The organism is Microtetraspora malaysiensis, from assembly GCF_050947145.1.
Classification (GTDB): domain Bacteria; phylum Actinomycetota; class Actinomycetes; order Streptosporangiales; family Streptosporangiaceae; genus Microtetraspora_A; species Microtetraspora_A malaysiensis.
This window is the reverse complement of record NZ_CP191998.1, coordinates 4997546-5012054: the sequence shown is the minus strand read 5'-3', so window position 1 is coordinate 5012054 and position 14509 is coordinate 4997546. Positions and strand designations below refer to the sequence as shown.

The following is a 14509-nucleotide window of genomic DNA, read 5'->3' as shown; positions in this document are numbered from 1 at the left end:
TTCCCCTCTTCTAGCGTTGCGGCCAGCGCGGCGCGTATCCGCTGGTGAGCTTGGGTCGGTTGTGCCGCCAGCGGGGCTCCTCGTTGACCGTCGTGTTCGTGATCCCGCGCAGCCTGCGGATCATCCCCCCGTACACGCTGGACATCGCCGAGGAGACCTTGCCGCCGGGCGGCTCGTCCATGAACGGCATGAACTTGTCGGGGAACCCGGGCATGGTGCAGCCGATGCAGATGCCGCCCACGTTGGGGCAGCCGCCGATGCCGTCCATCCAGCCGCGCTTGGTGACGTTGCAGTTGACCACCGGGCCCCAGCACCCGATGCGTACCTGGCACTTGGGCGAGTTGTAGTCCTTGGCGAAGTCGCCCTGCTCGTAGTAGCCGGCCCGGTCGCAGCCCTCGTGGACCGTCTTGCCGAACAGCCACGTCGGCCGGAGCCGCTCGTCGAGCGGGATCATCGGCGCCAGGCCGGCGGCCTGGTAGAGCAGCCAGGTCAGGGTCTCCATGAAGTTGTCCGGCTGCACCGGGCAGCCGGGAACGTTCACGATGGGCAGCCCGCCCGCCGAGCGGAAGTCGGCCCCGAGGTAGTCGGTGAGCCCCATACAGCCGGTCGGGTTGCCCGCCATCGCGTGGATGCCGCCGTACGTGGCGCAGGTGCCCGCCGCGACGACCGCCCACGCCTTCGGCGCGAGCCGGTCGATCCACTCGTTGACCGTGATGGGGTCGCCGGTGACCGGGTCGTTGCCCATGGACGTCCAGTAACCCTCGCCGTTGATCTTCTCGTTGGGGATCGAGCCCTCGACGACGAAGATGAACGCGCCGAGCTCGTCCCGCGCGGCGCGGTGGAAGGCCGCCATGAACTCGTCGCCCACCTGCGGGGCCAGCACCTTGTTGTGCAGGTGTACCTTCGGCAGGCCGGGGACGAGGCCGAGGACGACGTCCTCGATGCTGGGCAGCGACGCGGCGGTCACCGACACCGTGTCTCCGTCGCAGCTCATCCCCTCTGAGGTCCACAGGATGTGCACCTCGTCCAGCGCCGCGGTAACCGCTGGTGCGCTCATGCCTACCCCCCTCTTGGCCACAGCGGGGCGTCACGCGCTGCGCATCAACGCGGTGTGCGCCGACGCCGTGTGCCTCAACGTCTATCAACCTCCGGCTGCCTTGGTAAGTGCGTCGCGCACCTAGTGCACCCCAGATGACCTGCGGTTATTTGGCCGGTGGCGGCGGTCCCCGTTACCCGCGGAGGGGTTTGCCGGGAGGGCGCGCCGGCGGCGCGACAGGATTGATAGTTCGTCAGGATGTCCTGACAAATGTTTGACGCGGCATCGTTGGTCATTTACAACTGGAGGTCTGTGGGCAAGGAGTCGACATGTGTGTGGGTTCGCCGGGCCTGGGCCGCGCCGGAGCGTTCGTCACGTCCCCGAGGAGCGCGGAGTGACGGACGTGCTCACCATCGGCCGGGTCGGTGTGGACGTCTACCCGCTGCAGATCGGGGTGTCGCTGCGGGAGGTGGAGACCTTCGGCAAGTACCTCGGCGGCAGCCCGGTCAACGTGGCGGTGGCCGCCGCCCGGCTGGGCCGGTCGAGCGCCGTGATCACCCGCACCGGGGCCGACCCGTTCGGCCTGTTCGTCCACGACGCGCTGCGTGAGTACGGTGTGGACGACCGGTACGTCCTCCCGGTGCCCGGCCTGCCCACGCCCGTGACGTTCTGCGAGATCCGGCCGCCGGAGGACTTCCCGCTCTACTTCTACCGCTTCCCCAAGGCGCCGGACCTGGAGATCCTCCCGTCCGAACTCGACCTGAACGCCATCGCGCGGGTGCCCCTGTTCTGGGCGACCGTGACCGGCCTGTCCCAGGAGCCGTCCCGGAGCGCGCACTTCGCGGCCTGGCGCGCCCGGGGGCGGCGCCCGCACACGGTGCTCGACCTCGACTACCGGCCGATGTTCTGGCCGAGCGGGGAGGCCGCCGCCGAGCAGGTGCGCCGCGCCCTCCCGCACGTCACCGTCGCGGTCGGCAACGTCGACGAGGTCGAGGTGGCCACCGGCACGCGGGAGCCGTACGAGGCGGCGCGGGCGCTGCTGGACGCCGGGGTCGAAGTGGCGATCGTCAAGCGCGGATCGGCGGGCGTACTGGGCATGAGCAGGGGAGAGGCCGTGGAGGTGCCGCCGGTCCCGGTGGACGTCGTCAACGGGCTCGGCGCCGGTGACGCCTTCGGCGGGGCGCTCTGCCACGGCCTGCTCGCCGGCTGGCCGCTGGAGCGGATCCTGGGTTTCGCGAACGCGGCGGGCGCGATCGTCGCGGGACGGCTGGCCTGCGCGCCCGCGATGCCCACGGCCGGCGAGGTCGAGGCCGTCCTGTCAGGCGACTCTTCGAGGGGGGACGCGTCAGATGCGTGAGGAGGACCACCGCCGGCTGCCCGACGGGCGCGCGTGGCGGCCGGACCTGGTGGCCGACGCGGTCGGCCTGCTGGAGACATCGGGAGGAACGTCATCGTGAGACTCACCACGGCCCAGGCGCTGGTCCGCTTCCTGTCCCGGCAGTGGAGCGAGCGGGACGGCGTGGAGCGGCGGCTCATCGAGGGCTGCCTCGGCATCTTCGGCCACGGCAACGTCGCGGGAGTCGGCCAGGCGCTGGCCGAGCAGGGCGCCGGCGCCCGGTCGGCCCTGCCGTACTGTCCGGCGCGCAACGAGCAGGCGATGGTCCACACCGCCGTCGGCTACGCGCGGGCGGCGAACCGGCTGTCCACCTTCGCCTGCACCAGCTCGATCGGTCCCGGCGCGACCAACATGGTCACCGGCGCGGCGCTGGCCACGATCAACCGGATCCCGGTGCTGCTGCTGCCCGGCGACGTCTTCGCCACCCGGGTCTCCGCGCCGGTGCTCCAGCAGCTGGAGGACCCACGCTTCTCCGACGTGACCGTCAACGACACGATGCGTCCGGTCTCCCGCTTCTTCGACCGGATCAACCGTCCCGAGCAGCTGCCGTCGGCGCTGCTCGCCGCGATGCGGGTGCTCACCGACCCGGCCGAGACCGGCGCGGTCACGCTCGCCCTGCCCCAGGACGTGCAGGCCGAGGCGTACGACTGGCCGGAGGAGCTGTTCCGCGACCGCGTGTGGCACGTCCCGCGGCCGGTGCCCGAGCCCGCCGCGCTGGCGCGCGCCGTACGCGCGATCGAGTCCGCGCGGCGGCCGCTGATCGTCGCGGGCGGCGGGGTGAAGTACAGCGAGGCGTGCGAGGAGCTGCGGCGCTTCGCCGAGAAGCACGGCATCCCGGTCGCCGAGACGCAGGCGGGCAAGGGCGCGTTGCCGTACGACCACCCGCTCGCGGCGGGCGCCGTCGGCCACACCGGCACCGCGGCGGCGAACGCGCTGGCCCGCGAGGCCGACCTGGTGATCGGCATCGGGACGCGCTACACCGACTTCACCACCGCCTCGCGCACGCTCTTCGGCGGCGCGCGGTTCCTCAACATCAACGTCGCCGCGTTCGACGCGGCCAAGAACGCGGGCGAGACGCTCGTCGCCGACGCGAAGGAGGCGCTGTTCGCCCTCGACGCGGCGGTCGGCAGGACGGTCGGCGCACCGGCCTGGCGGGCCGACCCCGAGTGGTCCGCGCGCGCGGCCCGCCTCGCCGGAGAATGGCGGGAGGAGATCGGCCGCGCCACCTCGGGCGGCGAGCTGACCCAGCCGGTACTCCTCGGCGTCGTCAACGACGCGCTCAACGACCTGCCGGACGGCGGCGTGGTCGTGAACGCCGCCGGGTCGATGCCCGGCGACCTGCATCGGCTGTGGCGGCCGGGCGACCCCGACCAGTACCACGTCGAGTACGGCTACTCCTGCATGGGCTACGAGATCGCGGGCGGGCTGGGCGTGAAGCTGGCCAGGCCCGAGCGTGAGGTGGTCGTGCTGGTCGGCGACGGGTCCTACCTGATGATGGCCCAGGAGATCGCCACCGCCGTGCAGGAGGGCGTCAAACTCGTCGTCGTCCTGGTCGACAACCACGGGTTCGCCTCCATCGGCGGCCTGTCGGAGTCGGTGGGCGCGCGGCGGCTCGGCACCGCGTACCGGCTGCGCGGTAGCTCCGGCGAGCTGGACGGCGGCCCACTCCCCGTCGATCTGGCCGCCAACGCGGCCAGCCTCGGCGCCGACGTGCTGACCGCCAGGGACCCGGACGGCCTGCGCGCCGCGCTCGCCAAGGCGCTCGCGGCCAGGACCACCACGGTCGTGTACGCCGAGCCGGTCCCGGGGGAGGGGCCGCCGGCCCAGGCCTGGTGGGACGTCCCGGTCGCGGAGGTGTCGCGCGCCCCCGAGACGCGGGCGGCGCGGGAGCGGTACGAGGAGCGCAAGCGCGACCAGCGGCCCTACCTCTGACGGGGCGGACGCCGGACGATCCGCGTGGGACCCCAGCGCTGTCGTGACACTGTCGCGGGGCCCGATGTCGTCGTGCCTGAGGGTGCCGGTGAGGTCGCTTTGAGTAGTGTGTCCGATGTTGACATGGTGTGTGTATCTTTGCCGGGTTAATTCACTTACCTCCGTCGAGGCTGGGCGATCTATCGGGTACTGCGTGATCAAGCGCATTTCTCCCACTTCCTCGCTCGGGGGTGCCCTGTGCCCGGCCAATCCATCTATGTCGAGCAAGATGAGAAGTTCCAGGGGAGTTCCCCACAGTGGTGGTACGAGCAGTTCTGGCATGAGGCCCGGCCCTCCCGGATCAAACGACGACGCTGGATCGCGGGCATCGGCGCCGTGGCCGGGCTCCTGTTGTCGGTCCGGTTCGGGCTCATGCCGGTATTGACGGTCCCCCTCGGCGCCGCCGTCGCGGCCGGAGGCGACCTGCTCTTCGTCTGGTGGGACCACGAGTCCACCGCCGTGTGGCGGGGCAAACGGCGCGGCGAGATCCGCACCGGCAAGCTGCTCCGCCGCGCCCTGCGGCGACGCGGATACAACGTGCTCGACGGCCGTGCCGTACCGGGGGAGCCCTCGATCGACCACCTCGTGATCGGCCCCGGCGGGGTGTGGATCGTGGACAACGAGGCATGGGGCCCCGACATCTACATCGCCCGCTACGGCGACCGGCTGTTCTTCGACGAGAAGTACGGCAGCGCCTTCGCCAAGGGGCTGACCGACGCGGCGGCCGCCATGGCCGAGCGCCTGAGCCGCGAGTCCGGCATCGAGGTGACCGTCCAGCCGATCCTCGCGGTGCACGGCGGCAAGCTGTTCACACCCCATGGGCCGCGCGGGTTGGTGGTCGCCGAGGGGCTCGCCCTCGCCTATCCCCGGGTGGTGTCCCGGATCATCCTCGGCACGGGTGAAGCGAGCTACGACGAGAAAGACGTCGAACTGCTCACCCGCACCGCCGCCCGGATCCTGCGCCGCGTGTTCTGAGGCCTTCCGGCGCATTCTGGCACCGCCCGTGTACGGCCCGGCCTGCGTAGGCAAACCCGTTGGCCGGGCGCGGGCGCGTGCCTAGAATGGCCGGTCATGATTCACGGAGTGAGCGCCCCGGACCTGCTCGGCGAGACGGAACTGCCTGACGGCCGCACGCTGGGATGGGCGCAGTGGGGGCCGCCGGAGGGCACCCCGGTGTTGTACTTCTCCGGCGCGGCGATGGGGCGCGGCCTCGGGTTCGGCGCCGACGCGCTCGGCCGGCTCGGCGCGCGGCTGATCGCCGTGGACCGCCCGGGGCTTGGGGCGTCCGCCCCGCTCCCCGGCCGGACGCTGGAAAGCTGGGCCGCCGACGTGGCGCACCTCGCCGAACGGCTGGAGCTGCCGGAGTACGGCATCGTCGCCTTCTCCCAGGGCGCGCCGTTCGCGCTGGCGTGCGCGGCGGCGGGGCTGCCGAAGGCGGTGGCCGTGGTCTCGGGGCAGGACGATCTCACCTACCCGGCCTTCGCCGATCTGCTCGACCCGGGCCTGGCCGATCTGCTCCGGGCCGTGGCCGCCGACCCCGGGGGGTTCGAGAGGGAGTTCGCCCGCGAGGCCGACGCGGCGATGATGTGGCGCCTGGTGGTCGGGACGAGCTCCGAGGTCGATCTGGCCGTCTACACCGATCCGGACTTCGCCGCGGTCTACCGCGCGTCGCTGGAGGAGGGCTTCCGCCAGGGGCCCGCGGGCTACGTCCGCGATCTCGTCCTGGCCTTCGGACGCTGGCCCTTCGACCCGTCCCTGATCACCGTTCCCGTGGACCTCTGGTACGGCGGGCACGACGCGAGCAGCGTCCACTCCCCGGACCACGGGGCCGAGCTGGCGCGCCGGATACCCGCCTCGCGTAGGCACCTACTGCCCGAGGCGGGCGGCTCGCTGCTGTGGACCCACGCCGAGGAGATCCTCACGGCCCTGCTGGACGCGGTGCGTCGCTGACGGCGGAACAAAGGGTCACGGTGTATCCGGCGCCCCCGGCGCCGGTGCGTCACGGGGCGGACGCGTCCGGCTCCCCGCCCGGCCCCGCGTCGGGGACGGTGGCGAGCCGGTCGAAGATCTCGATGGCGGCCTGCCGTACCTCCTCGGGCGTGATGCCGTCGAGCGCGACGCGTGCCTGGTCGATGTCGCGGGCGGTGGCGCAGCTGATCGCGACGGACGCGGCCGCGGCCTGGCGCAGCGACCCGGCCGGCGCGCTGTCCGCCATCTCCCTGGCGCTCATGGCGACGTCGAGGTTGTCTTTGAGGTTCACGGCTCTCCTCACACACGGTCATCGGGCGCTCAGGCCATTGTGCGACATGGACGCTGCTCCGCTCCGTCCGGGCGGCCCCGCTCGCGCGCCGTCGCGTCGCCGAGGAGTGTCCTGGGCGGGCGCTGTCGAGGGTAGTGGTGTCCGTGCCGGGACGCCACAGACGGGGTCCCGTGGGCCGGCGGGCGTGGTCACACAGTCGAGCGGCTCCCGTGGACCGCGTCCGCGCCCGATCAGCCGGCCCGGCGGCGTCCGTCAGTTGATCAGGCTCAGGGCCCGCTCGGCGAGCCCGGCCGGGGCGGTCTTCGGGGAGCCCGCGCCGAACGGCGGCCGCGGGTCGTACTCGATCGCCAACTGCACCGCCTGGGCGGTCGTCGGGTCGGCGGCCTCGGCCAGCAGCGTCAGCGCCATGTCGATCCCGGCCGATACGCCCGCCGCGGTGACCACCGTCCCGTCGGCGACCACCCGCTCGCTCACCGGTTCGGCGCCGAACTCGGCGAGCCGGTCGAGGAAGCCCCAATGCGTGGTCGCCCGGCGGCCGCGCAGCACCCCGGCGGCGCCCAGCAGGAATGACCCGCTGCAGACCGAGGTCGTCCACCGGGCGTGTTCGTGCGCCGCGGCGATCCAGCCGACGAGGGCCGGATCGGACAGGGCGTCCAGTGTCCCGACGCCGCCGGGGACCAGGATCATGTCCGGGCGCGGCAGATCGGCGAGGCGCGCGGCGGCGGTGAGGGTGAGGGTGCCCCGGTCGTCGAGCACCGGTCCCGTCTCGGGGGCCACGAAGGTGACCCGCCAGCCGGGCGCGAAGGCCAGCACCGTGTACGGTCCCACCGCGTCGAGGGCGGTGAACCGGGGATAGAGCGGGATGGCGACGTGCATGATCAGCTCTCCGTGAGGTGGAATCGGCGGCGGTGATCGCCCGGTGAGATCCGCCAGTGCCGGCGGAAGACTCGGTAGAGGGTCTCCGGGCTGCCCAGCCCGCACTCGCGGGCGACCCGGTCCAGGGGGTGGTCGGTCGTCTCCAGCAGGCGCCGGGCGGCGTCGGCCCGGCTTCGCTCGACGTACCGGCCGGGCGGGACGCCGGTCTGCGCGGTGAAGACCCGGGAGAAATGGCGCGCGCTCATCCCCGTGCGCCGCGCGAGGGCCGGGACGCTCAGGTCCGCGCAGGGGTTGGCGTCGATGAACGCCTGCAGTTCCCGCAGCGGCTCGCTGCGCGGGGTGAGCGCGCGCAGCGGCACGCTGAACTGGCTCTGTCCGCCGGGCCGGTGCAGGTATACGACGAGGCCCCGCGCGACGTCCCGGGCCAGGCGGTGCCCGTGGTCCTCGGCCACCATGGCCAGGGCGAGGTCGACCCCGGCGCTGACCCCGGCGGAGGTCCACATGTCGCCGTCCCGGACGTAGATCGAGTCGGCGTCCACCTGGACGCCGGGATAACGGGAGGCGAGATCGTCGGCCGTCAGCCAGTGGGTGGTCGCGCGCCTGCCGTCGAGCAGCCCGGCCTCGGCCAGCAGCAGCGCCCCGCTGCACACCGACGCGACCCGGCGGGCGGAACTCGCCAGCCGGGCGATCCCGCCGACCAGGTCCCGGTCCCGCAGGTGCGAGGGCACGGACAGCCCGCCCGCGACCAGCAGGGTGTCGAGCGGCTCCGCCACCTCGCCGAGCGAGAGCTGTGCGGCGACGTCGATGCCCGAATGCGTCGGTACGGCGCCGGCCCGGACGGCGGCCACCCGCAGCCGGTAGCCGTCGGCGCGGAGCAGCAGGTTCGCGGTGGCGAACACGTCGGCAGGTCCGGCCAGGTCGAAGAGCTGGAAGCCATCGAAGATCACAAGGACGACGTCGCGGGGCACGCCTCCATCCTGGTCACCGGCCCGATTTGGCTGCAACGCCACGACTATTGCATTTCATGCCATACGAGGTGCTCCGACAGGCCAGGCGGGACCGGTCCGTACGCACGCCCACCTGGGTGATCTCGCGGGTGCGCGGGTGCGAGTGTCTGCCCGTGGTGGCGTCGGCCGGGCAGGTGCGGCGAGCTGCCGGGCGGCGGATTTGTATCAGCGAGTTGCAACAAGTCGCCGAGTGGGGCAATCTTTGTGCCAACGGATTGATACAAAGGAGTCGGCATGACGGCTGTGCTTGTCCTTCCCCTCACGGCGCTTCTCGTGCTCGTCGCCGTGCTTCTCGCGGTGCTGCTGTCGCTGAACCGGGTGGTACGCGTCCCGGCCGGCGGTGACGCGGCCGTGCTGCGCGCCACGTCAAGGCGGCTCCTGTGGCCCCGGCTGGCCGGGCTCGCCGCCGGAGTCGCGGCGTCCTGGGTCGTGTTCGCCTGGGACGGTCTCGGCCGGGGGCCGATGCTGGCGGCTCCCGTGCTGGGGGTGGGGCTCCTGGTCGGCACGCTGGCCGGCGAGCTGACCGTGCAGCGACCGCACGGTCCGGTCCGGGGGGCCTCGCTGGAGATCAGACGCGCCCGTGACTACCTGCCCGCATTCTCCGCGCCGCTGGCCGCGGTGCTGTCGCTGATCGCCGTCGTGCTGCTGACCGTCACCTCCGTCACCGCCGCCGACGACGATCTCGGCCGGCCCGGGCGGGCGTTGGCGATGATCAGCGCCGACGGCACGGTGCGCAGCGCGGTGGGTCCGTGGCCCGGCTGGTTCTACGCGTGGCCGATGCTGGCCATGCTGGCGGCCGCGTTCCTGCTCTCCGCTCTGGTCGTCCACCGGGTCGTCCAGCGCGGACGCCCCGGTCTCGACGCGGCGGCCAGAGCGGTGGACGACGCGCAACGCGCCCACTCTGCCCGGGTCGTCACCGCGGCCTACGGCCTCTGCGTGGCCCTGCCGCTGACCGGCGTCGCCGTCGTCGCCGCCGGTGCCCTCTTCCGGCAGAGCGACCTCGCCGGCTGGGCCGGGCCCGCCGGGTTCGCGGTGCTGGGGGTCGCCCTCATCGCCGTCGCCTCGGCCGTCTGGTACCTGGCCGAGCTGTTCTCCCGCACCCGGATCAGGACGTCATGATCGAGGTCGACGTCACCAGTCCCTCGCCGCCGTACGAGCAGATCCGGGCGCAGCTCGCTCAGCTGATCAGGTGCGGGGTGCTGAGCGCGGGCACCCGGCTGCCGCCGGTCCGGCAGCTCGCCGCGGATCTCGGCCTGGCGGCCGGCACGGTGGCGCGGGCGTACAAGGAGCTTGAGCAGGGCGGATACGTCACTGGAAAGCGTGGCGGCGGCACCCGTGTCCTGTCGCAACCCGAGCCCGGCCCGGCCCGGGAGGAGCTGATCAGGGAGCACGCCCGTGCCTACCTCGCCGAGGTGGTCCGGCTCGGCGGCACCGCCGAGGAAGCCGTCGCCGCCCTGACGAGACTGGCCGACGAGCGATAGCCCTCGGGCACGCGCAGCCGGTCCCGCCGGATGGGCTTTCGCGCGGTTCGGCGCTGCCGGGGCCGCCGCGGGAAAGGCGACGACCGGCATGGCGGAACAGACGGTCAGCGATCGGATCCGGAGCGTCCGCGACGGAAGATGTCCCAGACGAGGAAGTACAGGGCGGCGGAGACGACCGCCCAGGCGCCGAGCCCGGCGAGCAGGGCGAGCGGCGTCGGGATCCGGGTCGCGAGCACCCAGACGCAGGCGGCGTACACGATCATGCCGACCGCGCCGAGTATCGCGCCGCGCGCGTCCTGGGCAGCCGGCCTCCGGTTGTGCTCCTCATGCTGGATGAGCGTGAGCGTCGCCGCGAGGATGGCGGGGAAGGCCAGGAAGACCCCGCCGGTGACCTCGCCCCAGGCGCGGCCGATCAGCGCGGCGGCCACCGAGATCACCGCGCCGAAGACGAACCGCACCGCCATCTCACGCTTGGTGATCTTCTTCAGGTGTGCGGGCTCGACGCGGATCCTCATCGACGGGCTCATCCGACCACTGTGAGCAGCACTCGGCAGACGGTGGCCGTGGCGGCCCAGGCAGCGAGTGCGGCCACGGTGCCGACCGTCGCGCCCAGACGCGTGACCAGCGGGACGGCCGAGGCGCAGTAGGCCACCAGCGCGACCGCACCGGCGAGCATCCCGAGGGCGGACTCCGCGACCGGCACGGCTCCATTTACCGCCATCGTGATGGTCATGCCGGCGAGCGCGACGGACGGGGCGGCGGAGAAGATCCCGGCGAACTGCTTGGGCATGACCAGCTCTCCGATCAGCGCGAACGCCATGACGAAGAGGCCGCCGCAGAGTCCCCGAGCGGCGAGCACCAGCACCTCGCCCAATCTCGCCTCCCACAGTCCGCCCGGCCGCCGGCCTCACCGTCCTCCGCCGGAACCGGCGCGGGGGAGGCACGCGGAGACCACGCTCGCGCGGCGGACAGGAGATCCCGCCTTTGTAACACCCGTCCGGGCGATTCCGCCGGAGCCGTGCCGTACAGGTGACAGGCTTGGGCGGCCGATCACCGTTCCCGGACCCCGCCGCATGGCGGACGGCGTCAGGGGGCGAGCCGGGCCAGAGCTCCGGTGTAGATCTCGACGGCCTCCTCGATGCGCGAGATCACGCAGTACTCGTCGGTGACGTGGGCCTGCTCGGGCTCCCCGGGACCGCAGATCACGGCCGGCGTTCCGCCACCGGCGGCGACCAGGACGGACGCGTCGGTGAAGTAGCTGGCCGCGGGCCGGTCGCCCGGCGGCGTGGCCCCCGCCGCGAGCAGCGCCTGGACGAAGGCGTCGTCCGGGTCGGTCCACACGGCGGGCAGGTCGGTCAGCACCTCGAGGGAGGTCTCCCCGCCGAGGGCGCGCCCCAGCCGCGCGCGCAGCTCGGCGTGGTCCTGGCCGGCGACGGTGCGCATGTCCACGGTCGCCTCGGCCAGGTCGGGGACGGAGTTCACGTTGATCCCGCCGCGTACCGTGCCGACGTTGGCGGTGGGGGCGCCCAGCCACGGGTGGGCGGGCACGCCGGGGTCGAACCGCTCGACCGCGCCGATCGCGCGGGCCAGCGTGTAGATCGCGTTGTCCCCCAGATGCGGCATCGAGCCGTGCGCGGTGCGCCCGCGGGCGACGGCCTTGAGCCACAGCGCGCCCTTGTGCCCGAGCAGCGCCCGGTTGGCGGTCGGCTCGGCCACCAGCATCGCCCGCGCCTCGCCCACCATCCCGGTGGCGATCATGTCGATCGCGCCCTCGCACCCGGTCTCCTCGCCGGCGGTGAGGACGACCTCCAGGGCCGCCCGCGGGCCCGAGCCGCGCACGTGCCGTTCGGCGGCGACGACGAGCGCGGCCACCCCGGCCTTCATGTCGCTGGAACCGCGCCCGTAGAGGCGGTCGCCGTCCACCTCGGCGGCGTGCGGGTCATGCGCCCACGCCTGGCCGCCCAGCGGCACCGTGTCCAGGTGCCCGGTCAGGACGACCGGGACGCCGGCCCCCCAGCGGGCCACCAGTCCGGTGCGTCCCGGCGCGTACCGATGCTCCCGCACGTCGAAGCCCGCCGCCGACAGCCGCCGGGCGAGCGGCTCGGCGACCGCCGCCTCGCCGCCGCCGACCGAGTCGATCCTGATCAGGTCGCGGGCCAGCTCCACCGCCTCGTTCACGCGGTTCCCCTTCCCATTTCTGTTCCGTTCGCGCCGCCGGCGGCCACCGGTCGGCTGGTCTCCCGTACGACGAGCCGCGGGGCGATCGCGATGCGCTGGGCGGGCCTCGGGTCGCTCACCCGGACCTGCCCGAGCAGGCGCACCGCCTCGGCCGCCATCTCCTCGACCGGCTGCCGGACGGTGGTGAGCGGGGGGTCGCACATCGTGGCGTGCCCGACGTCGTCGAAGCCGACGACCGACATGTCGTCGGGCACCCGGACGCCGCCCGCCCGGAGCGCGCGCACCAGCCCCACGGCGATCTCGTCGTTGCCGCACACGACGGCGTCGGGCATGGTCTCGCCGTCGAGCAGCAGCAGGCGGCCCGCCTCGATGCCCCATTCAAGAGTGAACTCGCCGAGCAGCGGCGCCGTGGCGTTCACCCCGGCCCGGGCGGCGGCCCGCTCGAAGCCGGACAGGCGGGATCTGGCCGAGGAGTTCATCAGACGGCTGCCCACGAACGTGACCGTCCGCGCGCCGCCCGCGGCCACATGCTCGACCGCCTGGGCCAGGGCGGAGTCGTCGTCCACGCCCACCCAGTCGGCTCCGCCGCCCTCGATGTGCCGGTCGACCTGGACCAGCGGGACGCGCCGGGCGGCGTTCAGCACAGCGGGTACGCTGGCCTCGATGTCACACGGGCTGATGATCAGGCCGTCCACCCGCCGGGCGAGCAGCGTCTCAAGCCGCCTGGCCTCGACGTCCGGCCGGTACTGCGACGCGCACAGGAGCAAATCGCGCCCGGTCTCCTGGAGCTGGTGCTCGACCGCCTCGACGATCGTGGTGAAGAACGGGTTGCCGATGCCGGGGACGATCATGCCGATCGTGCCCGTGGTCCGGTCACGCAGCGCCTTGGCGACCGCGTTCGGCTGGTATCCCAGCTCGGCGGCGGCGCGGGACACCCGCTCGGCGATCTCGGGGGTGACCTTGCGCCGCCCCGAGAGGGCGCGGGAGGCCGAGGCCACGGAGACGCCGGCCGCCCTGGCCACGTCGTGGATTGTCACGCCCATGGTGCCCTCATTGTGTAATCGATTTCCCTGTCCTGTCGGGGGCGGACGGCTTGTTGTCGATCTGTGAGCTTCCTCACTGATGAGTTCAGCAGAACGATAGATCGTCGTGGGGCTTACGTCACCTTGACGCCCGTTTGTGCTGCTCGCTAGCATCCCAGAAATTGGTAATCGATTACCACACTCCCCACACTTTTACCTGCGGCTCCACTGGAGCGGCCCCCGAAAGGCTGTCCGATGGCACGATCCATTCGACTCACCCGCATCACCACGGCGACCGCAATCCTCGCGACCGGCCTGCTGGCCGCCGCGTGCGGTGGCACGGACGACTCCGGCTCCGCGGCCTCCGGCGGCGGTGACAAGCCGAAGGTCGGCCTCGTCCAGATCAACCAGCAGGCGATCTTCTTCAACGAGATGAACGCCGGCGCCGAGCAGGCGGCGAAGGAGGCGGGCGTCGATCTGACGATCTTCAACGCCAACGACGACCCCGCCAAGCAGAACGAGGCGATCGACAACTTCGTCCAGCAGCAGTTCGACGCCGTCGTCGTGGTCGCCATCGACGTCGAGGGCATCAAGCCCGCCGTCAAGATCGCCAAGGATGCCGGGCTGAAGGTCGTCGCGGTGGACGCCATCGTGGACTCCCCGTCCGTCGACACCCAGGTCGGCGTGGACAACGCGGACGCCGCCCAGAAGGCCGGCGCGTTCGTCAACGACTGGGCCAAGGCGCAGAACCTCTCCGAGCCCAAGATCGGCGTCGTCGGCGCGCTCAACTCGTTCATCCAGAACATCCGCAAGGACGACTTCGTCAAGACGGTCGAGGGCGCGGGCGCGAAGATCGTGCAGACGGTGGACGGCCAGAACAAGCAGGAGGCCGCCATGACGGCCGCCGAGAACCTGCTCACCTCCCGTTCCGACATGAACGTCGTCTACGCCACCGGGGAGCCGGCCCTCCTCGGCACCGTCGCCGCGGTCAAGTCGCAGAACGCGGCCGACCGGGTCAAGGTCTTCGGCTGGGACCTCACCAAGGAGGCGATCAGCGGCATCGACGCCGGGTTCGTCGCCGGTGTCGTCCAGCAGGACCCGAAGACCGAGGGCTACGAGGCGGTCAAGGAGGCCAAGGCCCTGGTCGGCGGCGCCCAGGCCAAGAAGACGATCGACGTGCCGGTGACGATCGTGACCAAGGACAACGTCGACCAGTACCGGGCCACCTTCAAGTGAGCGACGACACGGCACCGGAGACCGGACGGAAAGCAGAGGAGGTGAG

At 72.5% G+C, this 14509-nt stretch carries 15 protein-coding genes; 7 read left to right on the top strand and 8 right to left on the bottom strand.

Features of this window, described 5'->3' with window-relative positions; translation table 11 throughout:
* Positions 1 to 10: 10 nt before the first annotated feature.
* Entirely contained in the window at positions 11 to 1057 is a 1047-nt protein-coding gene (locus ACQP1V_RS23810) for a hydrogenase expression protein HypE (protein WP_387414205.1), read from the bottom strand.
* 373 nt (positions 1058 to 1430) lie between these two features.
* On the opposite strand from ACQP1V_RS23810, the gene iolC reads away from it, so the two are divergent.
* From iolC to ACQP1V_RS23790, 4 genes are all read left to right on the top strand, one after another.
* Entirely contained in the window at positions 1431 to 2393 is a 963-nt protein-coding gene (gene iolC, locus ACQP1V_RS23805; RefSeq protein WP_433411838.1) for a 5-dehydro-2-deoxygluconokinase, read from the top strand.
* 96 nt (positions 2394 to 2489) lie between these two features.
* Positions 2490 to 4364 (top strand): 3D-(3,5/4)-trihydroxycyclohexane-1,2-dione acylhydrolase (decyclizing), encoded by a 1875-nt coding sequence (gene iolD / locus ACQP1V_RS23800; protein WP_433411836.1) that lies wholly within the window; start codon positions 2490 to 2492, stop codon positions 4362 to 4364.
* 237 nt (positions 4365 to 4601) lie between these two features.
* Positions 4602 to 5378: a nuclease-related domain-containing protein gene (locus tag ACQP1V_RS23795; RefSeq protein ID WP_067133415.1), complete on the top strand. Its 777-nt coding sequence runs from the start codon at positions 4602 to 4604 to the stop codon at positions 5376 to 5378.
* A 108-nt stretch (positions 5379 to 5486) separates the two neighbouring features.
* Complete coding sequence (locus ACQP1V_RS23790) at positions 5487 to 6353, top strand: alpha/beta fold hydrolase (RefSeq protein ID WP_433411833.1); 867 nt, start codon at positions 5487 to 5489, stop codon at positions 6351 to 6353.
* A 49-nt stretch (positions 6354 to 6402) separates the two neighbouring features.
* Here the strand turns inward: ACQP1V_RS23790 and ACQP1V_RS23785 are convergent, their stop codons facing one another.
* The 3 genes from ACQP1V_RS23785 to ACQP1V_RS23775 form a co-directional block, all read right to left on the bottom strand.
* Entirely contained in the window at positions 6403 to 6663 is a 261-nt protein-coding gene (locus tag ACQP1V_RS23785; RefSeq protein WP_433411830.1) for a hypothetical protein, read from the bottom strand.
* Between the two features lie 252 nt (positions 6664 to 6915).
* Positions 6916 to 7539, bottom strand: coding sequence for a DJ-1/PfpI family protein (locus tag ACQP1V_RS23780; RefSeq protein ID WP_433411828.1), 624 nt, complete (start codon positions 7537 to 7539; stop codon positions 6916 to 6918).
* Positions 7540 to 7541: 2 nt separating this feature from the next.
* Positions 7542 to 8507: a GlxA family transcriptional regulator gene (locus ACQP1V_RS23775; RefSeq protein WP_433411825.1), complete on the bottom strand. Its 966-nt coding sequence runs from the start codon at positions 8505 to 8507 to the stop codon at positions 7542 to 7544.
* Positions 8508 to 8780: 273 nt separating this feature from the next.
* Between ACQP1V_RS23775 and ACQP1V_RS23770 the strand changes: the two genes are divergently transcribed.
* On the top strand, positions 8781 to 9665 hold the full coding sequence (locus ACQP1V_RS23770) for a hypothetical protein (RefSeq protein WP_433411823.1): 885 nt from the start codon (positions 8781 to 8783) through the stop codon (positions 9663 to 9665).
* Positions 9662 to 10027: a GntR family transcriptional regulator gene (locus ACQP1V_RS23765; protein WP_433411821.1), complete on the top strand. Its 366-nt coding sequence runs from the start codon at positions 9662 to 9664 to the stop codon at positions 10025 to 10027. Before ACQP1V_RS23770 ends, ACQP1V_RS23765 begins: the two co-directional genes overlap by 4 nt.
* Positions 10028 to 10131: 104 nt before the next feature.
* Here the strand turns inward: ACQP1V_RS23765 and ACQP1V_RS23760 are convergent, their stop codons facing one another.
* From ACQP1V_RS23760 to ACQP1V_RS23745, 4 genes are all read right to left on the bottom strand, one after another.
* Positions 10132 to 10554 carry a DUF3147 family protein gene (locus ACQP1V_RS23760; protein WP_433411819.1) on the bottom strand — a complete coding sequence of 141 codons (423 nt, stop codon included), beginning with the start codon at positions 10552 to 10554 and terminating at the stop codon, positions 10132 to 10134.
* Positions 10551 to 10901, bottom strand: coding sequence for a hypothetical protein (locus tag ACQP1V_RS23755; protein ID WP_433411817.1), 351 nt, complete (start codon positions 10899 to 10901; stop codon positions 10551 to 10553). Before ACQP1V_RS23755 ends, ACQP1V_RS23760 begins: the two co-directional genes overlap by 4 nt.
* A 212-nt stretch (positions 10902 to 11113) precedes the next feature.
* Positions 11114 to 12205, bottom strand: coding sequence for a M20 family metallopeptidase (locus ACQP1V_RS23750; RefSeq protein WP_433411815.1), 1092 nt, complete (start codon positions 12203 to 12205; stop codon positions 11114 to 11116).
* Complete coding sequence (locus ACQP1V_RS23745) at positions 12202 to 13248, bottom strand: LacI family DNA-binding transcriptional regulator (protein ID WP_433411813.1); 1047 nt, start codon at positions 13246 to 13248, stop codon at positions 12202 to 12204. The genes ACQP1V_RS23750 and ACQP1V_RS23745 overlap by 4 nt, the downstream gene beginning before the upstream one ends.
* Before the next feature lie 234 nt (positions 13249 to 13482).
* On the opposite strand from ACQP1V_RS23745, the gene ACQP1V_RS23740 reads away from it, so the two are divergent.
* The gene (locus tag ACQP1V_RS23740) at positions 13483 to 14463 is read left to right on the top strand and encodes a substrate-binding domain-containing protein (protein ID WP_084258919.1); all 981 of its coding nucleotides are present in this window, start codon (positions 13483 to 13485) and stop codon (positions 14461 to 14463) included.
* Positions 14464 to 14509: the final 46 nt, after the last annotated feature.